The organism is Apibacter sp. B3935 (assembly GCF_009827705.1).
GTDB lineage: Bacteria > Bacteroidota > Bacteroidia > Flavobacteriales > Weeksellaceae > Apibacter.
Map to the genome: position 1 here is coordinate 608,956 of NZ_WINL01000001.1, position 25,525 is coordinate 634,480.

Annotated in this window: 20 protein-coding genes; 17 read left to right on the top strand and 3 right to left on the bottom strand. The window is 27.2% G+C overall.

Annotated features, from left to right (window positions below):
• Window position 1 precedes the first annotated feature (1 nt).
• Genes GFV00_RS02600 through GFV00_RS02610 form a run of 3 tightly spaced genes read left to right on the top strand, consistent with a single transcriptional unit; the run spans window position 2 to window position 3,453 of the window.
• Window positions 2-2,614 (top strand): putative LPS assembly protein LptD, encoded by a 2,613-nt coding sequence (locus GFV00_RS02600; protein ID WP_160556332.1) that lies wholly within the window; start codon window positions 2-4, stop codon window positions 2,612-2,614.
• A 23-nt stretch (window positions 2,615-2,637) separates the two neighbouring features.
• Window positions 2,638-3,015: a RidA family protein gene (locus GFV00_RS02605; protein ID WP_185150366.1), complete on the top strand. Its 378-nt coding sequence runs from the start codon at window positions 2,638-2,640 to the stop codon at window positions 3,013-3,015.
• A 6-nt stretch (window positions 3,016-3,021) separates the two neighbouring features.
• A complete protein-coding gene (locus GFV00_RS02610) occupies window positions 3,022-3,453 on the top strand; it encodes a hypothetical protein (RefSeq protein ID WP_160556329.1) in 432 nt (143 codons plus the stop codon).
• Window positions 3,454-3,455: 2 nt separating this feature from the next.
• Here the strand turns inward: GFV00_RS02610 and GFV00_RS02615 are convergent, their stop codons facing one another.
• Together GFV00_RS02615 and xerD are read right to left on the bottom strand one after the other, a co-directional pair.
• Window positions 3,456-3,944, bottom strand: a complete 489-nt coding sequence (locus GFV00_RS02615; RefSeq protein ID WP_160556327.1) for a YkgJ family cysteine cluster protein — start codon at window positions 3,942-3,944, stop codon at window positions 3,456-3,458.
• A gap of 38 nt (window positions 3,945-3,982) precedes the next feature.
• Window positions 3,983-4,891: a site-specific tyrosine recombinase XerD gene (xerD, locus tag GFV00_RS02620; protein ID WP_160556325.1), complete on the bottom strand. Its 909-nt coding sequence runs from the start codon at window positions 4,889-4,891 to the stop codon at window positions 3,983-3,985.
• Between the two features lie 110 nt (window positions 4,892-5,001).
• Between xerD and GFV00_RS02625 the strand changes: the two genes are divergently transcribed.
• The 7 genes from GFV00_RS02625 to GFV00_RS02655 all read left to right on the top strand — a co-directional run bounded on the left by GFV00_RS02625 (window position 5,002) and on the right by GFV00_RS02655 (window position 12,387).
• Window positions 5,002-6,441 (top strand): MBOAT family protein, encoded by a 1,440-nt coding sequence (locus tag GFV00_RS02625; RefSeq protein WP_160556323.1) that lies wholly within the window; start codon window positions 5,002-5,004, stop codon window positions 6,439-6,441.
• Window positions 6,442-6,448: 7 nt separating this feature from the next.
• Window positions 6,449-7,513 carry a hypothetical protein gene (locus GFV00_RS02630; RefSeq protein WP_160556321.1) on the top strand — a complete coding sequence of 355 codons (1,065 nt, stop codon included), beginning with the start codon at window positions 6,449-6,451 and terminating at the stop codon, window positions 7,511-7,513.
• A gap of 252 nt (window positions 7,514-7,765) precedes the next feature.
• Entirely contained in the window at window positions 7,766-8,092 is a 327-nt protein-coding gene (locus GFV00_RS02635) for a nucleotide pyrophosphohydrolase (RefSeq protein WP_160556318.1), read from the top strand.
• Window positions 8,089-9,279: a 3-phosphoshikimate 1-carboxyvinyltransferase gene (locus tag GFV00_RS02640; RefSeq protein ID WP_160556316.1), complete on the top strand. Its 1,191-nt coding sequence runs from the start codon at window positions 8,089-8,091 to the stop codon at window positions 9,277-9,279. Before GFV00_RS02635 ends, GFV00_RS02640 begins: the two co-directional genes overlap by 4 nt.
• 100 nt (window positions 9,280-9,379) lie before the next feature.
• Complete coding sequence (locus tag GFV00_RS02645; protein WP_160556314.1) at window positions 9,380-10,345, top strand: glycosyltransferase family 2 protein; 966 nt, start codon at window positions 9,380-9,382, stop codon at window positions 10,343-10,345.
• A 4-nt stretch (window positions 10,346-10,349) separates the two neighbouring features.
• On the top strand, window positions 10,350-11,498 hold the full coding sequence (locus GFV00_RS02650) for an EpsG family protein (RefSeq protein WP_160556311.1): 1,149 nt from the start codon (window positions 10,350-10,352) through the stop codon (window positions 11,496-11,498).
• A 133-nt stretch (window positions 11,499-11,631) separates the two neighbouring features.
• Window positions 11,632-12,387, top strand: coding sequence for a glycosyltransferase (locus GFV00_RS02655; RefSeq protein WP_160556309.1), 756 nt, complete (start codon window positions 11,632-11,634; stop codon window positions 12,385-12,387).
• A gap of 176 nt (window positions 12,388-12,563) precedes the next feature.
• Here the strand turns inward: GFV00_RS02655 and GFV00_RS02660 are convergent, their stop codons facing one another.
• Window positions 12,564-16,175, bottom strand: a complete 3,612-nt coding sequence (locus GFV00_RS02660) for a T9SS type A sorting domain-containing protein (protein WP_160556307.1) — start codon at window positions 16,173-16,175, stop codon at window positions 12,564-12,566.
• Window positions 16,176-16,587: 412 nt separating this feature from the next.
• Here GFV00_RS02660 and GFV00_RS02665 point away from each other — a divergent pair, with 412 nt between their 5' ends.
• From GFV00_RS02665 to GFV00_RS02695, 7 genes are all read left to right on the top strand, one after another.
• On the top strand, window positions 16,588-17,712 hold the full coding sequence (locus tag GFV00_RS02665; RefSeq protein ID WP_185149974.1) for a glycosyltransferase family 4 protein: 1,125 nt from the start codon (window positions 16,588-16,590) through the stop codon (window positions 17,710-17,712).
• Entirely contained in the window at window positions 17,702-18,823 is a 1,122-nt protein-coding gene (locus GFV00_RS02670; RefSeq protein ID WP_160556305.1) for a DegT/DnrJ/EryC1/StrS family aminotransferase, read from the top strand. The genes GFV00_RS02665 and GFV00_RS02670 overlap by 11 nt, the downstream gene beginning before the upstream one ends.
• A 5-nt stretch (window positions 18,824-18,828) precedes the next feature.
• Window positions 18,829-19,875, top strand: a complete 1,047-nt coding sequence (locus tag GFV00_RS02675) for an SDR family NAD(P)-dependent oxidoreductase (protein ID WP_160556303.1) — start codon at window positions 18,829-18,831, stop codon at window positions 19,873-19,875.
• Window positions 19,876-19,900: 25 nt separating this feature from the next.
• The gene (locus GFV00_RS02680; RefSeq protein WP_160562684.1) at window positions 19,901-20,707 is read left to right on the top strand and encodes a polysaccharide biosynthesis/export family protein; all 807 of its coding nucleotides are present in this window, start codon (window positions 19,901-19,903) and stop codon (window positions 20,705-20,707) included.
• Window positions 20,708-20,727: 20 nt separating this feature from the next.
• A complete protein-coding gene (locus GFV00_RS02685; RefSeq protein ID WP_160556300.1) occupies window positions 20,728-23,211 on the top strand; it encodes an exopolysaccharide transport family protein in 2,484 nt (827 codons plus the stop codon).
• Between the two features lie 85 nt (window positions 23,212-23,296).
• Window positions 23,297-24,499 (top strand): NAD(P)/FAD-dependent oxidoreductase, encoded by a 1,203-nt coding sequence (locus GFV00_RS02690; RefSeq protein WP_160556298.1) that lies wholly within the window; start codon window positions 23,297-23,299, stop codon window positions 24,497-24,499.
• Window positions 24,500-24,835: 336 nt separating this feature from the next.
• Window positions 24,836-25,507: a DUF4919 domain-containing protein gene (locus GFV00_RS02695; protein WP_160556295.1), complete on the top strand. Its 672-nt coding sequence runs from the start codon at window positions 24,836-24,838 to the stop codon at window positions 25,505-25,507.
• Window positions 25,508-25,525 lie beyond the last annotated feature (18 nt).

Here is a 25,525-nt window from a genome sequence, read left to right on the forward strand (position 1 = left end):
TTTGACAGCAAAATTTTTTCTGAATTTATATGCTTTGATCAATTCAAGTTTCAAATATAATATACTTTATTTATTTTTTCTAATTTTTAACATTCTCTTAGCACAGGAAAAAAGAGTTAAAACCCTTTCTGACACTGTAAAAATCCCTACTGATTCTATATCAGTTAATAAAGAAAAGCTTGAAAATATTGTGGACACTAAAGGGGATGAAATTCGTAATGTTTTCTCAAAAAAATTAACCTATCTGATCCATAATGCACAGGTCAGCTATCAGGATATGACCATTAAGGCAGATTATATTGTTATGGATTGGAATACCGGAGACATTTTAGCTCGTGGAAAAGTGGACAGTTTAGGAAGAATTATTGATAATATAAAATTTATTCAGGGAGGAAAAGAGTATGAATATACAGAAGCCCAATTTAATATGAATACCAAACAGGGTACGGCTTTTAATATTCGAACGGAAGAAGATGAAATGGCAATTATTGCTAAGAAAGCCAAAAGAATGAATGATGAAGAATATTATATGAGGGGGGGATTTATGACTACGGATGAATATTTTAAAGCAAAAAAAGATTCTATTCCTGATTATGGTTTATCGACTAATAAAATGAAAGTTATTACCGGTAAAAATCAAAAAACCATCATTGCAGGACCTACCACGATGTATATTGAGCAAGTCCCGACTCCATTCATTTTACCCTTTTTATATTTGCCTTCTACCGGCAGCAATCGACAGGCTGGGATTTTAATCGGAACGTTCGGTGAACGGCAAAATAAAGGATTTTATTTGGAAAGATGGGGAATTTATGTTCCCATTGGTGAATATTTGGACTTAGAAAGCCGTTTTGGATTTTATACTAAAGGAAGCTGGATGATCGATAATCGATTAAGGTATTTGAATCGTTACAAATATTCAGGTAATTTAAATTTTATTTATGAAAAAAATATAAACAGTACCAAAGGACTGGATGATTATTCAGAAATTGAAAATTATCGTATTACCTGGTCTCATTTACAAGATGCCAAAGCCAATCCAAATTTGTCCTTTAACGCATCGGTAAATTTTATGAGTCAGAATTACTACAACAACAGCATATATAATCAAAATGCTTTACATGGTAATGTAAATAACAATCAGACTTCATCATCAATTTCTTTGGTTAAAAGATTTAATAATAATCCCTTAACTATTTCACTTAATACCTCCGCTTCGCAAAATATTTCAACCGGCGATGTAACCATGGTACTTCCTAATGTAACGGTTACGATGCCTCAAATTTATCCTTTTAAACCTAAATCAGGACCTAAGAAAACCATTTGGCACAATATCTATATGGATTATAAAATGAATCTTCAAAATTCATTGAATACGACTACTGACGATATGTTTACGTCAAAAATGTTTAAAAACTCTAATAACGGAATGAAAAATTCCACCAGTTTTGGTACTACTTCCACGCTTTTTAATTATTTTCAATTAGGTATCAATGGTAATTATCGAGAAATCTGGACTACAAAGACTATAAGAAGGGACTATAATGCTTCTACGGATAAGGTTGAAACGTTTAATAAAGATGGATTTAAAACTTTCCGAACTTTTGACGGGTCCCTTAATTTAACAACGACTTTGTATGGTATCGCCAACTTTAAAAAAGGAAGTATGATTCAGGCAATCCGTCATATGATATCTCCTACGGTCAGCTATGGTTTTATGCCTGACTTCTCTAAAGATTCTTGGGGATATTACGGTACGTACACAGATAAAGATGGAAAAAAAGTAAAATATTCTTATTTTGAAGGAAATGTCATGGGTAATCCTTCCAATTATGAAAACAGTGCCATAAATATTTCCCTTGCTAACAATCTTGAAATGAAGGTTAGAAATAAAAAAGAATCCAGCGGTTTTAAAAAGATAAAAATATTCGAATCTTTAAATATCAATACATCTTATAATTTTGCTGCAGATTCTTTGAAATGGAGTCCTATTAATGCTTCGGGTTCTTCCTCTTTATTTAATTCTAAATTACGTGTTAATTATGCCATGAGGGTAAATCCTTATAAAATAGTATTTGATACTCCCGAATCAACAGTAGGTCATGCTATTGATAAGTTTGGATATTTCACTATTGCCAGTTACACGATGGGATTGAATTTTTCTTTGGATAAATCATTATTCGGTGAAAAAAAAGTAATTAAATATAAGAAGCAAGGAACAGTTAGATATGAAAAATACTACTTTGATGATGAAAATTACGCCCATTTCGATATGCCTTGGAAATTGGACGTAGGATTGAATTATGCTTCTACGAAAGAATATAATAGAAATACTAATGTTTCTGCTACGGTAAATCTTTCGGGAGAAATCTCCCCTTCTCCGTATTGGAAGATTACTGCATCTACTAATTACGATTTGGAAAGTAAAGAATTCGGATACACTCGACTAGGATTTATGAGAGATTTGAGAAGTTTTAATATTAATTTTAATTGGGTTCCCATATCTTCAAGTTATAACAAGACATGGAGTTTTTATATAGGAGTAAAAGCAGCCATATTAAAAGATGCGGTAAAATACGAGGCTAAAAATTTCAATGACAATGCAAGTTTTTAAAAAATTTGTATATTTAATTCATGATTAAAAAAATAATTAATACTAAAAAAGCTCCTGCAGCTATTGGATCTTATTCTCAAGCGATTAAGGTTAATAACTTTTTATTTGTTTCCGGACAAATACCGGTAAATCCGCAAACCGGAGAAATTCCTACTTCCATTAATGATCAAACTCATCAGGTTATGAAAAATATTGAAGCAATTCTTAATGAAGCTAATTTAAATTGGAATAATTTGGTTAAAACTACCATCTTTCTTCAAAATTTATCTGATTTTGCCGCGGTTAATGAAATATATGCTTCATATTTTTCCGATGCGTATCCGGCCCGTGAATGTGTACAAGTCTCAGCCTTACCCAAAAATGTTTTAATTGAAATTTCAGTTATTGCTACAGAATTATAAAACGAAATGATAAGAAATACTCTTGCAGTTATATCCGGGCTTTTAGTAGCCATTACAGTAATTACTCTTTCTGTTATGATAAATTCTTATTGGATACCTTACAATTATAAAGGTCTTCCTATAGAATATTGGAGATCCATTGTTCGTACTGCTAAAGGCGAATTTTTTATAGCTTTATTAATTTCTTCCGGGATTGGTTCTCTATTAGGTGGAATAGTTTGCGCTTTATTAGTAAAAACAGCAAAAACTGCTTATGCTATGTTGATCGGATTTATACTTTTACTAACAGCTATTATTTCTGTTTTTACATTTAAGGGACATCCCACCTGGTATATAATAAGTATGTTTTTTATATTTTTTCCATTCTCATGGCTTGGGGCTAAAATAGTGGAATGGTTACAAAATAAAAAAATAATTGATTCACAAAAAAACAAGTAATTCTATATTCGTATAGTTTTCATCAACAGCTCCACTACTTCGTAAGCAGCAGGACATATGACTGTATTTTTTAAGGTTAATTTATTTATCTGATAGAATTTTTTACGATCCGTATGGGGGTATTCTTTACATGCTTTTGGACGTACTTCATAGATGGAACAATAATTGGAGCTGTCCAAAAATGGGCAAGGCAATTGTTTAAAAATCCAATCGTTATCTTCATCTTTATATAAATATTGATCTATAAAATCAATCGGTTTCATTCGTAAATATTTAGATATTCTTTCAATGTCTTTTTCCAAAAACAAAGGTCCTGTTGTTTTGCAACAATTAGCACATTGTAGGCAATCTATATGTGAGAAAACTTTATCATGAATTTCGATTAATTCTTGATCCAATTTTTTAGGCTTCTTATTTTTTAGTTTTTCTAAATATTTTTTGTGTTCTGAAGCTTTTTTTAACGCTTCGTTTTTATATTTATCTAAATTCATTATACTTTTAAAGTGTATATATTATTTAACTTAAAATATTAGCCCTTTTTAATTGAAAATGGATGATATTTTTCAATGGTATCTCTTAGTTGTTGACTATCTAGATGGGTATATATTTCTGTTGTGGTAATACTTTCATGTCCAAGCATTTGCTGAATTGAACGTAAATCGGCACCATTTTTCAGTAACACCGTTGCAAAAGAATGCCTGAATGTATGGGGGGAAACTTTCTTTTTGATTCCAGCCTTTTCCGCAATATTTTTTATTATTATAAAAATCATTTCACGTGTTAGCTGTCCTCCTCTTCTATTTAAAAAAAGTATATCTTCACATTTAGGTTTAGGGTTTAAATGGATACGAATTGAGTCTTTATAAAGATTAATATATTTAATCGTCCAATCCGATACAGGAACTAATCTTTGTTTATTACCTTTTCCGATAACTCTAATAAAATTTTCATCCAAATATAAATCGGAGAGTCGTAAATTAATTAATTCTGAAACACGAAGGCCACATCCATATAATGTTTCAATAATGGTACGGTTCCTCTCTCCTTCTGATTGGGATAAATCTATAGACTGTATTATAGTTACTACTTCTTCATGACTTAGCACATCGGGAAGATACAGGCCAATTTTAGGACTTTCGAGCAATTCTGCCGGATTATCTTGCCTTTTTTCTTCAATTTGTAAAAATTTAAAAAATGATTTTAATGATGATATTACTCGTGCTTGAGATTTTGCTGAGGAAGATTTTTTTGCAAAATCATAAATAAAATCTTGAATTAAAAATCTGTCTATAGTATATGGGGTAATGGACGTATCATGTTCGGTAAATTTTATTAGTTTTTTAATATCCCTTATATAAGCTAATTGTGTGTTTTGAGAAAGGCCTTTTTCTAATAATAAATATTCTTGAAAAATATGTATTTCTTGATTCCATTCCATTAATACAAATTTAATATTTTGGCAATTAATATTCTTACTAATTAATTAAAAGCCGTTATTGCCAATGTCTAATTATGTTTTCGTATTTTTGTCGGTATAAATACTGAGAAATGTTTTTCAACTCATTTGAATACGCAATTTTCCTACCTATCATCTTTATTATTTATTGGCTTATTTTAAATAAAAATTTAAAACTCCAAAATTTATTCCTTTTAATTTCAAGCTATTTTTTTTATTCTTGCTGGGATTGGAAATTTTTATTTTTACTTGCCTTTTCAACCATTCTTGATTATATAAGTGGTTTAAAAATATATAATTCTAATACTCAGATAAAGAAAAAAATTTGGTTAATTATAAGTGTATCCATAAATTTAGGTTTTCTAGGTTTTTTCAAATATTATAACTTTTTTATTGAATCTTTTGCTGATTTAATTCAAAAATTGGGTTTTACTGCTCATTATTCAACTTTAAACATAATTCTACCGGTCGGCATTTCTTTTTATACTTTTCATGGCTTGTCTTATGTATTTGATATTTATAATAAAAAAATCAAACCTTCCCATAATTGGATTGAATACGCTTTATTTGTTAGCTTTTTTCCTCTCTTGGTTGCCGGGCCTATTGAAAGGGCTACTCATCTACTTCCTCAAATTGAAAAACCAAGAAAATTCAATTATGAACTAGCGGTAAGCGGTTTAAAACAAATTTTATGGGGGTTATTTAAAAAGATAGTAATTGCAGACAATTGTGCTAAAGCAGTTAATTTAATTTTTAATTCCTATGAAAGTCAATCGGGCGGGACTCTTTTTTTAGGTGCCATTCTATTTTCTTTTCAAATTTATGGAGATTTTTCAGGATATTCTGATATAGCTTTGGGCTCAGGTAAACTTTTGGGAATAAAACTGATTAAAAATTTTAATTATCCTTATTTTTCTAGAAGTATTGCTGAATTTTGGAGACGTTGGCATATATCCTTATCTTCTTGGTTTAAAGATTATCTGTATATTCCTCTAGGTGGAAGTAAAGGAGGAACAATTAAGAGAATTAGAAACACTTTTATAATATTTTTAGTGAGCGGTTTTTGGCATGGAGCGAATTGGACTTTCATTTTATGGGGAGGATTAAATGCTCTTTTTATTTTGCCTTCCATTATTTTTAAAACTAACAGAAATAATATGGATATTGTAGCCAAAGGAAAAATTTTACCTAATTTCAAGGAGTTTTTTCAGATTGTTTATACATTTCTATTAGCTTCATTTGCTTGGATTTTCTTTAGATCAGAATCTTTAAGTCAGGCATTTTCTTATATTAACAAAATGTTTAATTCAATTCATTTACCTGATTTAAGTATTTTTAATCTAAGTTTATTTCCTCTACTTTTACTTTTAATTTTAGTTGAATGGAAAGGAAGAGAAAATAATTATGCTATTGAAAAATTATTTTATAAATCAAAAACTTGTATTCGTTGGAGTTTTTACTACATTCTTATTATTTTAATGCTTGTTTTTGGTCAAAAAAATTCTCAAGAGTTTATATATTTTCAGTTTTAGTAAATACATGAAGAAGTTTATTTATAGAATTTTAGCTTTCCTCCTACCCATAATATTTTTGGCTTATTTAAGTGACTTTATTATATCAAAAAAAATTAGAGCATCTGGTGCTGGTGACTTTTCAGTATGGGAAGATATTTATAATGGTAGGATTAATTCAGATATAGTAATTTATGGTTCTTCTAGAGCTCTTAATCATATTAATCCAGTAATCTTAGAAGACGAATTTCATACAACTGCTTATAATCTCGGAATGGCCGGACAACATATATGGCTACAAAATTTAAGGCATATTGAGTTTTTAAAATATAACAAAAAACCAAAAGTAGTTATTTATTCTTTAGATGATTTATTATTTAGTGATCCAATAGGTATATATCAACCCGATCAATTTTCTCCCTATATGTTTTGGCCTAAACATAAAGAAATTGAAGAGCAACTTTCTGTTTACAAATTTCCTCATTTTAGCTATTTTGATTATAAAATTCCATTATTGAGATATGTTGACTCATTTTATTCTAATAAGGCTTTAGAATTAGGGCGTATTAAATTTCTATCTTTTATCCAAAATATTTCACAGCAGAAGTTTGAAAATTCTGACTCATTAAATGAAGAAATATCTAGGATTATTAATAATGAAAATATTATAAAACCCGAAAAAAGAATTAAAGGATATCTACCCCGTGATTTAAATTGGAATAGTGATTTTGATAATGCTTTATTTTCTAAAGGACATTTAGAAGTTTCAATAAATAAAAAAGGGATACATTTATTTGAAAAAATTCTTACTGAGTTAATTCAAAAAAATATTTATGTATTATTTGTATACACACCTGAATATATTGAAGGACAAAAATTCATTAAAAACAGAGCTGAAGTTATGGAAATATATACAAACATTTCCAAAAAATATAATATACCATTTATTAACTATTCAAATGATACAATGAGTTACCAAAAAAAATATTTTTTTAATTCATTACATCTAAATGCAAATGGAGCTGAAAAATTTTCAAAAAAGTTTGCATTAGATATAAAACCAATATTATATAGGATAATAAATAAGTTTTAATAAAAAGTTGTCTAATTTAGTTAAATGAAATAAGATTTAGAAAAACTTAATATCAATAATTAAAAACTCTTAATTCAAAGGTAAAGATATAATGTTTATTAATCTTTATATACTTTACTTTATTAAAATAAAAGACATAATTAATTAAATATTCAATGTATTTATTAATTACATACCAATACTTATAATTTTAATTTTTAAGATATATATATTATTTATAATTAATAACTTAACTTTAATAAGTTTATCAAAATGAGCTTAAAAGATATACAATTACAGGTCGATGAATGGATAAAAAAATATGGTGTTAGATATTTTAGTGAATTGACAAATATGGCACAATTAACCGAGGAAGTAGGTGAAGTTGCTAGAATTATAACAAGAAGATATGGGGATCAATCAGAAAAAGAATCAGATAAAAATAAAGATTTAGGTGAAGAGTTAGCGGATGTAATTTTCGTTGTAGCCTGTTTAGCTAATCAAACAGGAATTGATTTGGAAAATGCCTTTCAAAAAAAGTTGGTTGCAACTACTCGTCGTGATAGTGAAAGACATGTTAATAATAAAAAATTAAAATGAAAGAAGTAACTATCAATCTATCTGGATCAAAAAGTATCACCAATCGTGTATTATTATTAAATTCATTATACAACGATCCACTTCGTTTACAAAATTTATCTAAAAGTCAAGACAGCCAAAAGATGGTAGAAGCTTTAGCTTCTAAAGAACCACTGATTGATATACATCATGCGGGTACAGCAATGAGATTCTTAACTGCTTATTTTGCAATTCAAAAAAATAAAACCGTTATACTTACCGGTTCAGACAGGATGAAAGAAAGACCTATAAAGATTTTAGTAGATGCATTAAATTTTTTAGGGTCTCATATTTCCTATCTTGAAAATGAAGGATATCCTCCTTTAAGAATTATGGGAAAAAGAATTATATGTGATACTATTAATTTACCTGCTAATATTAGCAGCCAATATATAACTGCCTTATGTTTAATTGGAGCAAAACTTAAAAACGGTTTAATTATAAATTTAGAAGGTAAAATTACTTCTAAACCTTATATAACTATGACTCTGCAGATTTTAAATAAAATAGGAATTTCTGCTACTCTATATGAAAATAAAATTTCAATACTCCCAATTAATGAAATTAAAAAACAAGATTTTATAATTGAAAGTGATTGGTCATCCGCTTCATATCATTATGCAGTTTGTGCATTAAGTAATAATTTTAGAATAAATATTAAATATTTATTTCAAGATTCTTTACAAGCAGATCGAAGAATTGTTGATATTTATCAAAAATATTTTGGTATAAAAACTTTATTTGCAAACGATGAAATAACCTTATTTAAAATCGACCATTTTGATTATCCAAAATATATCGAATTAGAAATGAATGATTGTCCGGATATTGCCCAAACTGTTGCATTAACTGCTTTTGGACTGCAAATACCAATCAAAATAACTGGTCTTGAAACTCTGAAAATAAAGGAAACTGATCGATTAATCGCTCTTAAAAATGAAATCGAAAAATGTGGAGGAAGTGTTGAAATTACTGATAATTCTTTTAAGCTTCATAAAGTCAATATTTTTAATGAAAATCAAAAAATTGAAACATACAATGACCACCGAATGGCTATGAGTTTTGCTCCTCTTAAACTATTATTTCCAATAGAAATATTATATCCAAATGTAGTTGAAAAGTCTTATGTGGAATTTTGGCATGATATGAAATATTATGGAATAAAGTAATATTTACTTATGAATATGCTATCATAACACCCTTTTTTGACCAAATCTATTTTATATAATAATTTTAAATATACTACCTTTGGATCGTTTTTGATAATTCATGAATTATAAAATATCTATAATTGTTCCCGTTTATAATGTTGAAGCATATCTTCGTAGATGCTTAGATTCATTAATTCATCAAACATGTAAAGAAATAGAAATCGTTATTATTAATGATGGATCTACCGATAAATCGCAATTAATTATTGATGAATATGTATTAAAATATCACAATATAAAATCAATAATTCAAAAAAATAAAGGATTAAGCGAAGCCAGAAATAATGGGATCAGAAATTCCTCAGGTGATTTTATAGCCTTTGTCGATAGCGATGATTGGATTGATGAAAACATGATGAATGATATGTATAATTTAGCAATTAAACATTCTGCGGAAATAGTTGTATGCAGTTTACAAAATGTAGATATATATGGGAACATTATAAAAAAATTACCTCAGTCACATCAATTGCCTGAAAAAATAGACCTCTCAGAAGATTTCACAATTTTTGGAGAAATGTCTTGTTTTGCATGCAACAAGATTTTTAAAAGAGAATTATTTAATGAAATATCTTTTCCATCAAATTTGCATTTTGAAGATGTTGCTACGATACCTCGTTTATTTTTAAAAGCAAAAACAGTAGCAAAAACTAATAAATTTTTCTATTATTACCTTATTAGAAATGGTTCTATAACAAGAAATTTTACAATTAAAGGAATTAATATGTTGGATGCCATTGAAATGGTTAAACAGGATTTTTTTAAAAGCAATTATAAGAAAAATATAGATGAATGGAAAAAATTTATTATATTCCAAGGATTTTATTCTTTTTTAGCTTATTATGCATTTGTAAATGATAATGGTGTTAAAAAACAAATGTTTGATAAACTAAAAAAAATATTAAAAATTGAAAACATATCTAAATGGCAAATTTTTCAATATAAACGATTCGGTAAAAATTATCTATTTTCACTAAACCTTAAAAAAATAGTATTTTATTTATTACAATTAATAAAACTATGAATTAATGCTTCATCCTGTATATTATATTATTCTCTTTATAATTACATTTTTTTCATATTTAGAAATATCGAATAATGGCCTAAAGGCAACGATTAAAGTACCTTATATAATTATTTGCTCACTTCTTATTTTTCTTGCAGGAATACGTGTGGCTCAAGGTGCAGACTATTGGCCCTATTATCGAATATATTTAAATATTAATAAATATATTACATGGAATAAAATTTTTAATGCGGATATTGAAGTAACATATGCATTAATATCAAAAATTTTGGGATATTTTAAAATGCCATTTTTTTTATTATTATTTATATATGCTTTAATATCAATCTCATTAAAAACGTATACCTATTACAAATATTCTCCCTATCCGATGCTATCGTTAATGTATTTCTTTATGCCCAATTACTTTTTTAGTGATTGTGGACATATTAGACAAGCTGCATCAATAGCATTGTGTTTATTTTCCTATCAATATATTGAAAAAAGAAAATTAGTAAAATTTTTATTGTGTATTTTTATTGGATATTATTTTCATAAAACTACATTAATATTTATTCCTGCTTATTGGATTGCTAAATTTAAATTATCAACATTTAACTGTATATTAATCATTGTTTTCGCTGTACTTATATCGCCATTTAAACCGTATTTAATTTTTGAAAACTTATTCTCAAATATCTCTTCTGACATTATTTCAGAAGCAACCGGGGGCTTCTATTCTTATAGAAGTTTAGAAGGAACCGGATGGGGGCTAAATGATTTTGTAAAACTTATTTTTTTAGTCATACTTTTACTCAATGACAATTATATATGCAAAACTACCTCCGATAAAAATTATATGATGATTAGAAATCTAATCATCACTCACTATTTTATTTATTATTCTTTACGTGAAAATTCAATTTTTTCAATAAGACTTCCAGCGGCATATGGTGATTTTTGGTCTATTTTAATAGCTATGATTGTTAAATATTGTAATAAAAGTTACAAATACTTTTACTATTACTTTTTTATACTTTATTTTTATTTAATGAGTTGGAGAATGTGGCCTAATTCTGTCCATTTAGGCTTTGATAAAATGTCTAATATATTTAATGAAAATATAAATATTAAAAAGTTTATACCTCAAGAATTTGCTAATGATAATTAATATGATTATTAAAAATAATATTAAAAAAATATATAAAATCCTAATTTATTAATTGGATGTTTTAATTTATAAAAAATGCTTCTTATATCTTAAATTAATTGTAAGCATGCAATTAACTGTTAATCCTTAAATTATGAATAATCTTACTTCTGTATCTATAATTACAGCTAATTTTAATTCGGCAAATTTTATTGGCGATACGATTGAATCTGTTTTAAAACAAACTTATACTGATTGGGAGTGGATAATTATTGATGATTGTAGCACTGATAATTCTGTTGAAATAATTAAAAAATATACTGATAGTAGAATAAAACTTATTGTTTTAGAAAAAAATCAGGGTGCTGCAATAGCTCGCAATTACGGTGTAAAAAATGCATGCGGAAGATATATAGCTTTTATAGATAGTGATGATTTATGGCTTCCTAATGCTCTTGAAAAAAGAATTAATTTTCTAAAACAAAATAATGAAAAAGCTGTATATACTTCATATAAAAGAGTTGACGAAAATTTAAACCCTTGTCTTGCTGATTTTGTCGCGGAAGATATGGTCTCATATAAACGTTTATTATTTAACTGTCCGGTATTTATATCAACATTAATTTATGATTCAAATAAAACAGGTAAAATATATTTTCCTGATGTTCATAAAAGAGAAGATTATGCTATGATTTTAAATCTTTCAAAAGTCATAGGTAAATTTCGTGCTCTAAACTTACCTTTGGTAATTTATAGAATACGCCAAAATTCATATTCTAGAAATAAATGGCTAATGCTAAAACTTCAATTTTTAGTTTATTATAAGTTTTTAAAATTACCATTATATAAATCACTATATTATACAACTCATTGGGTTATAAATGGCTTAAAAAAATATAAACTAATATAAATTTTCAATCATCATATAAAATATATTCTATTATTTATATATTTAAAAATAGAAAAGATTTATATCAAGTATTTCAAAATGATCAATTAAGATGGTTTAGCAAATTTCGTAAAATTTCAATAAAAAAACTCTCTAATATAAAATATTAGAGAGTTTATTATTAGCAATAAGAAATTTTAATTTTTTATAATTTTTTTAGTGATAATTTTTGAGCCTGATTGAATTTTTACAATATATATTCCTGAAGGTTGTCCTTGAATATTTACTTCAATATCTGATGAATTAAATTGTTTAGAATAAACAACACTATTATTAATGTTTAGTATTTGTATTGTTCCTTCAGCAATATCTTTCAAATTGATTGAAAATAAACCTGTATTTGGATTAGGATATATTTGAATGTAAGAATCGTCTAAGTTTTCATTATCATTTACAGTAAAAATCTCATTAACATTATTTACTGCTTTATGAAAAGTATTTACACTTCGTGTATCTTTTACACAACGAACAGAACGACCTTGACCAATATTATTAAATCCTAATATATTTAAATTAGAATTATTAGCATAAAAAAGATGTGCATTTGAATATGCGGATTGTATCCAATTAGCTATGGATGCTGTCCACAAGGAGGATTCAATACCAAAATTTTCAATTGATGATTTTCGATTATCTATAACCACTCTAAAACCTGCTGCAGGATACATTCCTAATTTATAATCCGGTCTATCAAATATAAAACCTGATCCGTTTATTATTTTTTCTTTATCTATGTATAAGGAAATATTTTTGCCTCCTAGTTCTTTATATTCTTTCTCATAGAAAGCATCATACATAAAATAATAAGTACCTTCTTTATACCAAGGAGATGCAGGTGGTATATTTCCACCTTCAGGAACTCTCCATCCTCCAGGACATGGATCAAAAGGAGATTTCTCTTTTGCTTTACCCCAAAGTTCATTTCCATTATTTAATAAAGCATAGGGAGTCCAAGTATTTTTAGAATCAACGATAAAAGATAAAGGATTTCGGGTTGTAAAGAGCAATGCTTCTTTTGTTGAACCAAATTCTTTACGTCCTATATAATCACTATTATCGTATTGATCGGATGTCATAGGAGTATAATCTTGTCTTCCGTTTACTGTGTTTCCTATATAAAGAGTATAATTTTCTTTAGAATTTCTTTTAAAGTTTGGAATTGGATCTTTTCTTCCCCATTGGTAGTGCATTCCCACGAAATCCGTTTTAGTAATATTAGCATCTAATGCTCCCAAATCACGATCCATAAATTCTGAAGTTGAAGGTTTATAACCGGATGTTGTTTCATATACTAAGAATCTTTTATAATCAATTAATTTTTCTTTAGTATCACTAAATCGTTTTTCCGTTGTGTAAGTATTTATTTTTACTTCATTTTTAGTAACCCAAATATGCCAACTCCATAATACTTGATCTTTGGAATTTCTATTGTTTCCTGCATGTACTGAAATAATAGCATTTCCTGATTGATTAGGATTTATTTGGACTTTTATTTGAGAATTTTCTTTATTTCCTGTTGTATTATATAAAGATATAGTTTTTATTAAATCTTTATTAGTAGTCCAATATACATTAGATGATAATTCGCCTTGAGGCCATTCACCATCAGTTAAATAGGTATTATATATTGAGAAAGCTTTATTTACAGGAATATTAATTTCTTGAATACGATTTGATTGAGTTAACAAAAATGTATTAGGATTATCCATCCCTTCACTGTAATAGGTTTTTCCCTTAAGATATTCTGTATCAAACAAAAATGTATCAGCCCTATCTTGTTTAATACATCTTACAGCATTTAATAAATATGTAGCTCCACCTCCAGATCCTTCCGGATCAAGTAAGTATTGTCCAGTCCCCTTTTCAAAATCATTTGCTGTTAAGGAAAATTTTTTTGCATAACCATATTGTTCTAAAGTTGCCCCCCAAAGAGCTATTTCACTGTTTTGATCTTGGAATACGAGACCTCTAACAGGATTATATCCATAATATCCTACATAATGACCTGCTAGTGGAAATGTACCTATATCATTACCCGGAACATCACTAAAGTCATATCCTAAACTGGGATAAATTTTAATTCCAGGATACTTATCAACGGGCAACATCGTATCATCCTCGTAACCATTAGTAAATTTGTATTTTATTAAGTCTAATTTTTGACCAAAAGGCTCATTCCATCTATTTGTACCATCTTTTCTATATCCAATAGTTGGATATTTTCCCCATGGACTTGAATTATATCTGTCATAGCTAGTACGGCTAGCATAAGACGGAACTTTCCATCCGGATGGACATGGATCAAATGGTGTTTTTTGAGCTTGAGCAACCACCCAACCTGCTGAGTTTCGTGCACCTTTTGAATTATCACCCCATAAATCTAAGGTAGATTCGTTATTACTAACAGAAATGTTATTGGACAACCAACTAACATTACTTCTTGTAGTTAAAAATTTTTTGTTTCTCTCGTTCCATTTTTGAGTGTATTCTTTTTCCAATGGATAAAAAAATTTAATCGGATTATGAATACTAGCTTGAATATTTTTATTAACATCTGTCTCATATGGCCTTTCCATTATCATATGATTACCATAATTCCATCTATTTACAAAACCTTTTTCACCTAAATGTATTTCGGGAGCATAACCATCTAAATATAAAAATACCGGGTATGGATCTTTTCTTCCCCATTGATACATAAGTCCCCCTGAACGTGTCCAATCATTTCCTAAAAAGCTTGCGGATAATGCACCTAAGTTTCGGTCCATAAAAGTGGAAACCATTCTTGTTTGTCCATTAGGATTATTATTATTAGTGCGAGCATTTTTAGTAGGATCGTCTGTTACCCAAATATGCCAACTCCAGTATATAGGATCTGAACTATTACCATTAGGACCAACATGGAGTGCTACTATAGCATTTCCTTTTCCTTTCCTTTTATCTATATTAACATTTATTTTTGCATTTTCCCTATCAGAATCTGATGAATTTATAACTTCAATTTTTTCAACTAATCCATACACATCCTGCCATTGTAAATCTGCAAATAATTTTCCTTGTGGTATAGGTTTATCTAAAAACTTATTATTTTCCCAAACTGCAAAAGCTTTTTTTACAGGAATTGAAAGACCACCTAGATTTTCTTTATTCGCTTTGTCGATATCGAAAATATAACTGTTTGGAGCCAAAGTATAATCTTTTTCATTTGATGGAGATATATATACTTTTGAGGCAACGTTTAGAGATTGTCTTGCTCTACTGCTGTTGACATAAACTTTAACTTTTATGTGATATGTTCCCGGTTTTAATTCTGCCTCTGCTAATGGACTTCTCGAATTAAACCACCCTTTAGCTCCATCATTCATCCACGTAGTTTGAGTTAGTAACGTCTCTGTTTCCGTGCTATTAGTATTTTCCTTAACTAAATATGTCCATTGCCTCATATAAGCTAATGAACGAACTTCTAAATCAGCTTTATTTCCTTTAGGTACCACAAAAGATTTACTTTTATAAATAAAATACCCTTCGCCGGGATCTCCCGGAGCTCCCGTAATCCATCGCTCATTATAAGTATTATCTTTGAATTGCGGATAATACCAACCTGAATAGGTATGCCTTGTACGAGCAACGTGTTCTGATCCATCCGGACGAATACATTTCCAATCCGGATCTTCGATTTCAATTGGCATAACAGAGCCGTCGTCATTACGGCCTGTACTAAGATCAATTACCTTGACCTGGGCTTTCATTATTGAAAATAAAAAAATAAAAAGCCAATAAATTTTCCTCATTTTACTTGATTATTTAATATTGTTCTGACAAATATACATTTTTATTTATTTTTGATTTTATATTTAAATTAATATTTTTATTAACAAATTTTATATTATTAATAAAAATTATTACACAATTACCATACAATAAACGTTTTAAATATATAATTAATAATTAAACTTTATTATTTAAATTATATTGTTATCATATAAATATTTTTAATTCATTTTTAAAATAAAATATGTCGGAAATTATAATAAATTTGATTAGGAATAAAAAACTATAAAATTCTATTTAAAAACTTTCGATATATTAATTATTTAAATATATCTTTGTTTTTACTTTAAGAATTACGCGATTTTGTAAGTCACGAAATGACTTAATAATATGGAAGGATTTGATATAAGAAGTATTAAAGATTTTTTAGGTATTGACAGTTTCTATCTAAAGTGTATTATAGGATTTTTAGGATCTTTCTTATTAACTTATGTGTCAATCCCAAAAATTATAAGAGTTTCTTATAAAAAAAATCTTATGGCTACTCCAAAGGAAAGAAGCTCTCATATAATAAAAACTCCCAATTTAGGTGGAATTTCTATTTTCTATTCTGTTACCATTATGTCATCCATCTGTGCTTACGAACTATTTTCTTCCTATATATTTTTATTTTCTGCTATAATCGTTCTTTTCTTTATAGGATTGATGGACGACATACTAGTCGTTTCTCCGAACAAAAAATTTTATGCTCAAATTGTAACGGCACTGATGATTTCAGTTGGTTCTAATGTTAGAATAGGTCATTTTTTTGGTATTTTTGGTATAAATTTACTTCCTTATTGGTTTAGTATTTTATTTACAGTTATAGTCTTTATATTTCTAATTAATGCTTTTAATCTGATTGATGGAATAGACGGTTTAGCCTCGGGCATTGCAATATTAGTATGTGGTGCATTTATAGTAACTTTTTGGAGATTAGGTGCAATCAATCATCCTATGATAGTTTTATCTTTAACAATTATAGGAAGCCTTTTAGCTTTTATCCGATTTAATTTTTCAAAGAAGTATAAGATATTTATGGGAGATACAGGATCTATGATTATAGGATTTTTGCTTTCATTTATGGGAATTAAATTCCTTAATCTTTTTTTGTTACAATATCCTTATGGTGCTCCTGTTTATTGGATACAAACTGCTCCTGCAATTGTAATTGCTATATTAATTATACCTATTATTGATACTTTAGGTGTATTTGTAATTAGGTTATTTAAAGGTCATTCTCCTTTTAAAGCTGATAAAAATCACATGCATCACAGATATTTGCGTTTGGGTTTATCACATAAACAAGTTTCAATTATAATGATATTTGAAAATGCTATTGTTATCTTAGTCGCATATTTTTTAAGGCATATTGAAGTTAATTTACTACTTGCAATTATTCTTTCTTTAGGTATTATCTTTTCATTTCTTCCATTATTATATAAAAAAATAAATCTTATAAAAAGTGATTCATAATACGAAAATATATTTATCTCCTCCACATATAGATCAATCAGAAATAAATAGTGTTATAGATGCTTTAAATAGCGGTTGGATTTCTCCATATGGCTCCTATGTAAAAGATTTTTCAAATAAATTATCACGATATTTTAAAAAAGGTGTTTTATTAACAAATAGTGGAACATCTTCCATTCATTTAGCACTGAAATTATCAGGTGTTCAAGAAGGGGATTTTGTATTATGTTCAAATTTCACATTTGCCGCTACAGCTTTTCCTATTTTATATGAAAAAGCTTTTCCTGTGTTTATCGGTTCCGAAAAAGAAACATGGAATATTTCTCCTGGATTTCTTCACTCCGCAATAAATGATTTAAAAAGAAAAGGCATAAAACCCAAAGTTCTAATTATTGCTCATATTTACGGAATGCCAGCACAAATGAAAGATATTATTGATATCTGTAAAAATAATAACATCATTATTATAGAAGATGCAGCAGAGGCATTAGGTTCATTTTACCATAATAAGCCTTTAGGCTCGATTGGCAACTATGGAATTTTATCTTTCAATGGAAATAAAATTATAACTACTTCACAAGGAGGAGCTCTCATATTACCCAATAAAAAAAGTTATAAATATGCAGAAAAATTAGCTTTTCAAGCAAAGGAAAAAGTTGATTATTATAAACACAATGAAATTGGATATAACTATTCAACAAGTAATATTCTTGCAGCTTTGGGTAGCAAACAATTTGATAAATTGGAAAAAAAAGTAAATCGTAGAAGAGAAATTTTTAATTATTACTTCTCAAATTTTGAAAATAAAATTAATTTTGATTATCAAAAAGAGTTAAAAAATAATTTCACTAATAGATGGTTAAGTGTATTTATTTTCCCCCCTTCTATAAATAAAAAAATCAAAAATTTACTAAGTAAAAATAATATTGAATCCAGATACGTTTGGAATCCATTAAATAAACAAAAAGCTTTTAAAAATTTTTTATATTATGGAAATAAAAATTTAGAAAATAAATTATTTTCAAACGGTCTTTGTCTTCCATCTGGTGATAATTTAAATAGTAATGACTTAGATAAAATTGTAGAATTAATAAATAATGGTTTTAAGTAGTTAAGATGTCAAAAATAGAAGATACAATCAAAATTCAAGATCAAGATATTTCATTTGAAAGTTTATTTGATAAAAAAATTGACTATTCTTTTAAAGAATCATCATTTTTAAATGATAAAATTATATTTATAACAGGAGGAGGAGGATCCATAGGGAGTATATTGATTGAGCGATTACTCGAACAAAATATAAAAAAAATTATAGTATTAGATCATTCAGAATATGCTATTTTTAAACTTAAATTAAAATTTAGAAAAGCGATAGAAAATAATAATTTGTATCTAATTTTAGGAGATATTCGAAATAAAACACTTTTAAAAAAAATATTCACATTATTCCCAATTCAAATTATTTATCACACAGCGGCATACAAACATATAGACATCTTAGAGAATAATTGTGAAGAATCATTATCTGTAAATTTAAACGCAACATTAAATTTATTAGAAATTGTTTTAAAAAATTCTAATTCTGAGCAATTTATTTTCATTTCAACTGATAAAGCCGTCAATCCCGTTAATAATATGGGAATATCTAAAAGATTAGCAGAATTATATTTATTAAAAAATATTTTTCAAAATGAAATAAATAATCGTGTTAAAATTAAAATTATTCGTTTTGGAAATGTTTTTAACAGTAGTGGCTCTGTTTTTACTATATTTAAATATCAAATTGAAAACAATTTACCTATCACCATAACTAATAAAAACATGAAACGATATTTTATTTCAAAATATCAAGCATCAAAAGGATTAATTGAAATTGCTGATTCTAAAAATATTTCTGGTATTTATGTCTTAGATATGGGAGATCCCTATAATATCACTATACTTTTATACAATTTATTACAAAAATTGCAGCTTAATTATACACCAGAAATATCTTATCTAAATATCATACCTAAATTTGAAAAATTTGAGGAAGAATTATATTTACCTTATGAAGAAATTGAAAAAGATATATCTATTTATAAAAAAATAGATTTAAATAATTATAATTCGAGTAATATTAAAACAGAAATATCAAATCTTATACAAATATTAAAAAAATAATTATTTTTGTAACTTAAGTTATTATATGAAATTAAATCAAATTATTTTTCTTATTTTTTTCGCTTTATTTTTATGTTCTTGTATTGGAGTAAAAGACTTAAAATACCTCCAACCAAGTGAAAATTTACGTTTTAATGAATATGGATTGGTTCCGGTAATATATGAAAACTACAGGGTAAAAAAAGATGATATACTAGCAATGACTCTTATTACCTCCGATAAAAATGCTTCCTTGTTTTTATCCGAAGAGAATACTTCTGTATTTAAAGGAGCAACTAACACTGGAGATAGTAGATTAAGATCGAGTGGATTAATTGTGGATGCCAATGGCTACATATCAATATATGGTTTAGGTGAATTTTATGTATATGGTTTAACTTTAAAAGAAATTACAGATCTAGTTCAAGATAAATTAAATAAAGTGCTTTATAATGAAGGCAAAGCAGAAGTAAGGATGAATATTGGTGCTATCAAATATTATATGGTAGGGGAAATAAATACTCCAGGTGAAAAAATAGAATTATCAAACCGAGTGGATTTACTACAAGCAATAGCTAAATCCGGCGACTTAACTAGATATGCTGATAGAAGACATATAAGAATTATTAGAGAATATCCTGAGGGAAAAAAGAATATAGTTCTTGATATAACTCATGATGATATTCTCAATTCGCCCTATTTTTATTTGCAATCTGGAGATCAAATTATTATCGATCCATTAAAAGAAAAAATATCTGGATTAGGTGGTGGTACTACTATTGGAGATGTGACCCAATTTCTATCTGTAGGTATTCAGGCAATTACAACATATTTATTTTTTAAAACTTTATAATAAATTACTAATTGAAATTTATGAATACCTCTGAACATCAAAATAATAATCAGAAAAACAAAAGCTCTGATTTTTTAGAAAAAAATTTTTTTAGTTTAGAAAGGTTTATCCGAAGATTGATTAAAAACTGGTATTGGTTTCTAGTAGCCTTCATCATTGGGTGGACCATTGCTTTTTTAGTCAATCGCTTTTCCGATAGATTTTATCAATCATCTACAACTGTTAGCATATCTTCTGGTACTTCGAGCGTTTTAGCTCCTAATCAATCCATAAATTTTATATGGGGAGGAAATTCCGGAGCTACACAGGGTATATACTATAAAAAATTATTGACTTCTAGAACACATAACGAAAATTTAGTTAAGTCGCTAAATCTATATATAAATTATTATTTGAAAGGTAATATAAAAACCACTGAAATCGATTATGTAGATGTACCTTTTAAAATTACAGTAGATACAAGTTATGCACAAGCATTATATTATGATGTTAAAGTAGATATACTTCCAAATAATAAATTCAAACTAACTTTTCCAGATAATCTAAATGATACTTGTTTCCTTTACACAAATGAAAGTTATTTTTTACGTAAAGATAAATACGTTAAAGAAATTATAGTTCCTATTAATACTTGGGTTAAAACTAATAATTTAAAATTTAAAGTCGTAAAAAACAAGGATTATGGAGGAAGATTCGGTGATAATTTTAAAGACCTTAGTTATTATTTTTATCTTTCATCCATCAATTCTTCTGTATCTAAAATAAAATCATTAGTTTCCATAGATTTTGATCAAGATCTTCCTTCCATCATGATTATTACTAAGAAAGGTCTCAGTCTTAATGGAACTATTAATTTTTTAAATAAATCTGTTGAAGAAATTATTAAAAGAAGACTTGAAGATAAAAATAAAGTTAATTTAAATACCATTGAGTTTATTAAAAAACAACTTATAATTACTAAAAAGAAATTAGATAGTGCGACAGTAATATTTCAAAAAGTCCAGGTTGATAATAAAATATTTTCTAATAGTGATGTAAGTACTAATGTATTATTATCAAAAATCCAAGCATTAGATCTTAATAGAGAAGAATTAAAATCGAAAATTGATGCTTTTAATCAATTAAAAAAATCGATATTAAATAAAAATTTCTATAGTAACGGTGAAATATTGGGATTATCGGATACAAATTTAGATGGACTAATTGATAAAGTTCAAACTTTAGAACTTGAAAAGAGAGATTTATTATTAATTTATAGAGAAAATTCTGAACCCATTAATGAAATAAACTATAAAATTGATAATGCAAAGAATAATGTAATAAAAATACTTGAAAGTTCATCTAAAGATCTTTATAGCAAATTAAAAAATGTTACTAGTCAAATTAGTAATTTAGAACTTGATATTGAATCTTTACCTGAAAAAGAACGAATGTTCATAAATGCTCAGAGAGGTTATTTACTAAATGATGGAATTTATAATACACTCTTGGATAAATTATCTGAGGCAGAAATGAGAAAAGCCACTACAATTTCAGATATTACTGTATTAGATAAAGCAAAAAATACCGGACAAGCCCCCATTACTCCTAACATTCAACAGAATAAATATAAATTTATAGGAATATCATTATTTATTCCATTTATTTTGCTTTTTATTATTGAATTATTAGATAACAAAATAAAATTAATTTCAGATTTGAAATCGGTTACTAAAATTCCAATTATTGGTACTATAGGACCCAAAAATACCGAGAATAATTTAGCTGTTTTGGCAAGACCAAAATCAAGCATATCTGAAAGTTTTCGAGCTATTAGATCCAATTTAAGGTTTTTATATAATGAAAAAGAGATTAAAGGTGGAAAAGTTATTTTAATAACGTCTTCAATAGGTAGTGAAGGAAAAACCTTCATAGCAATTAATTTAGCGTCTGTTTTAGCTTTAAGCGGTAAAAAAACGGTATTGGTAGGTATGGATTTAAGAAAACCTAGAATTTTCGATGATTTTAATATTAGTAATAAAATTGGATTATCAGCTTATCTTTCCGGTACCAATTCTTTAGATGAAATTCTTAAAAAAACAGAATATGAAAATTTAGACATTATTCCGGCAGGACCTATACCTCCAAATCCGGGTGAATTATTAATTAGTATGGAAAATGAAGGACTGATTAAAAAATTAAGAACTATGTATGATTATATCATTATAGACTCTCCACCGGTTGGTTTAGTTATCGATGCGTATGATCTTATGTCTCTTTCTGATGCAAGAATATATGTAGCAAGATGTAATTATACATATAAACAACTACTTAAAGGTATTAACGATAAATACAATAATGATGAAGTAAATCATATCGGTATTATTTTCAATGATTATATTAATCCGAGAGGATATGGTTATGGCTACGGGTACGGATATGGGTATGGATACGGGTATTTTGAAGAAGATGAAAACTATGACAATTCATTATTTACTCGAATAAAACGTTTATTTAAAAAATAATTATCAAAAAGGTTGGAACATATTCCAACCTTTATTATAAATATATCTACCTCAAAATTTTCGTATATAACATAATTAATCGTAAGTGAAAAAGCTTATCATTATAGGAGGCGGAGCTTCCGGATTTTTTTTAGCATCCAACATTAATTCCAAAAAATGGAAAACAATTATATTAGAACAAGCTAAAAGTCCCCTTCAAAAATTAAAGATATCGGGAGGAGGAAGATGTAATGTTACTAATGCTTGTTTTATACCTAAAAAACTGGTAAAATTCTATCCTAGAGGATCCAAAGAACTTTTAAGTGTATTCAATCATTTTCAACCATCTGATACTTTTGAATGGTTTGCTCAAAAAGGCGTTAATTTAAAAATTGAAAACGATAATAGAGTATTTCCCGAATCTAATTCTTCTCAAACCATTATAGATACATTTATTGAGCAAGCAAGCAAAAAAAATATTGTAATTAATTACAATTCAACGGTAATTAACCTAAAAAAAATAAATGATCAATTTGAAATAATTACAACCCATTCCACTTATTATGCTGATGCCCTAGTAGTTGCAACAGGAAGTTCATTAAAAATGTGGAAAATCCTAAATCAATTAGGTCATACCATCATTCCTCCTGTCCCTAGCTTATTTACCTTTTTATGTGATGATCCACTGATTCGCAATTTACAAGGAATTACTTTTCCAGAAGCAGAAATACATATTCCTTTATTAAAATCTAAGGAATTTGGATCTTTACTTATCACGCATTGGGGTATAAGTGGACCTGCCGTATTAAAATTATCTGCATGGAGTGCCCGGGAATTATATACACTTAATTATAAATTTGTTGTACGGGTAAATTGGATTTCTGAAACTTTTGATAAGGTAAAAGAGGTATTAATTCAAGAAAAAGAAAATCATCCCAAAAAATCGATTTATAGTGTAAAACTATACCATTTAACTCATCGATTTTGGAATAATCTTTTAGGACATCTGCAAATTAACGATAAAAATCTAGCCGATTTAAGTAAAAAAGATATTAATAAAATAGCAGAATCACTTACCAATACGCAATTATCCATTAATGGAAAAAATACGCATAAAGATGAATTTGTAACAGCCGGAGGAGTAGATTTAAAAGAAATTGATTTTCGCACTATGCAATCTAAATTAATACCTAATTTATATTTTGCGGGTGAAGTTTTAAATATTGATGCATTAACGGGGGGATTTAATTTTCAAGCATGTTGGAGTGAAGCATATATCATAAGCCAACATCTTAATTCATATAATTGAAATTTAAATTTTATTTAGTAAATTGAAAAAATAAAATTTAAACTAACTATTATAAAAACAATTTAAAGATTTTAATAATGATTTCATTAGAAACCTATTTAAAACATGTGAAAGATCTTACCATATAAATTATTTATTATTTTAAATACCAAACATCAGTTAGTGCCGACAAGCTACCATTTTATATGCTCTTTTACTAATAAAAAATAATTTAACTAGTATGAATTTTAAGTATCCGTTCATTTTAAATAATAACATTATATCCTTATAAAATAACTTTGTAACAATCTTATTATATTTATATTTCATTTTTATACTAACTAATACTCAAATTATATGAAACCTTTCTATTCTATTTTAATCTTATTGGTATTTAATTTGTCATTTTCACAATCAATAAATTTTGAAACGATAAAAGATAATGTAACGGATAGGAATTCGTCCTATTATTATGATCAATTAATATCTGAATTCTTAAATAATACGTCTGCCTTCCATAATGAGAAAGTTAAATCGTATTATCTTTATTATGGTAAACTATATTCTTCATATTATACTAAGTTTTTGGAAGGAAAAAACAATTACTTAAAATTCATGAAACAAATAGCAGCTAAAAAATATACTAAAGCAGTTATTTTAGGAGAAGAATTACTAAAAAATGATCCGGTTAATCTTACGGTGATTTTAAATCTAATTATATGTTATAATGAGAATAATGAAAATGAAGAAAGATTAAAACTATTAAAAAATCAAGCTGAAATATTAATGAGAGCTATTGCTGACTATGGAGATGGAAAGAGCAAAGAAACCGCTTTTAAAGTTATTTCATTAAGTGATGAATTTGCACTTTTAAATTATATGGGAATTAATCTTGAAATGTATAGTAGAAATTCAGAAAAGCTAAATTCAACTACTATCTTAGATATTTGGACTAAAGAGCAGAAATATCAAAAAGATAAAAGAAATAAAATTTATATAGAGGTTTTTACAGAACCTTCTGTTAAATAGAATAACTGAATCTTCTTT

Bases quoted from the DNA above. Each gene is read 5' to 3' on its own strand.
- GFV00_RS02630 (WP_160556321.1), top strand. From the start codon at position 6,449: ATGAAGAAGTTTATTTATAGAATTTTAGCTTTCCTCCTACCCATAATA.
- GFV00_RS02625 (WP_160556323.1), top strand. From the start codon at position 5,002: ATGTTTTTCAACTCATTTGAATACGCAATTTTCCTACCTATCATCTTT.
- GFV00_RS02650 (WP_160556311.1), top strand. From the start codon at position 10,350: ATGCTTCATCCTGTATATTATATTATTCTCTTTATAATTACATTTTTT.
- GFV00_RS02655 (WP_160556309.1), top strand. From the start codon at position 11,632: ATGAATAATCTTACTTCTGTATCTATAATTACAGCTAATTTTAATTCG.
- GFV00_RS02695 (WP_160556295.1), top strand. From the start codon at position 24,836: ATGAAACCTTTCTATTCTATTTTAATCTTATTGGTATTTAATTTGTCA.
- GFV00_RS02665 (WP_185149974.1), top strand. From the start codon at position 16,588: ATGGAAGGATTTGATATAAGAAGTATTAAAGATTTTTTAGGTATTGAC.
- GFV00_RS02680 (WP_160562684.1), top strand. From the start codon at position 19,901: ATGAAATTAAATCAAATTATTTTTCTTATTTTTTTCGCTTTATTTTTA.
- GFV00_RS02610 (WP_160556329.1), top strand. From the start codon at position 3,022: ATGATAAGAAATACTCTTGCAGTTATATCCGGGCTTTTAGTAGCCATT.
- xerD (WP_160556325.1), bottom strand. From the start codon at position 4,891: ATGGAATGGAATCAAGAAATACATATTTTTCAAGAATATTTATTATTA.
- GFV00_RS02615 (WP_160556327.1), bottom strand. From the start codon at position 3,944: ATGAATTTAGATAAATATAAAAACGAAGCGTTAAAAAAAGCTTCAGAA.
- GFV00_RS02660 (WP_160556307.1), bottom strand. From the start codon at position 16,175: ATGAAAGCCCAGGTCAAGGTAATTGATCTTAGTACAGGCCGTAATGAC.
- GFV00_RS02685 (WP_160556300.1), top strand. From the start codon at position 20,728: ATGAATACCTCTGAACATCAAAATAATAATCAGAAAAACAAAAGCTCT.
- GFV00_RS02640 (WP_160556316.1), top strand. From the start codon at position 8,089: ATGAAAGAAGTAACTATCAATCTATCTGGATCAAAAAGTATCACCAAT.
- GFV00_RS02645 (WP_160556314.1), top strand. From the start codon at position 9,380: ATGAATTATAAAATATCTATAATTGTTCCCGTTTATAATGTTGAAGCA.
- GFV00_RS02635 (WP_160556318.1), top strand. From the start codon at position 7,766: ATGAGCTTAAAAGATATACAATTACAGGTCGATGAATGGATAAAAAAA.
- GFV00_RS02675 (WP_160556303.1), top strand. From the start codon at position 18,829: ATGTCAAAAATAGAAGATACAATCAAAATTCAAGATCAAGATATTTCA.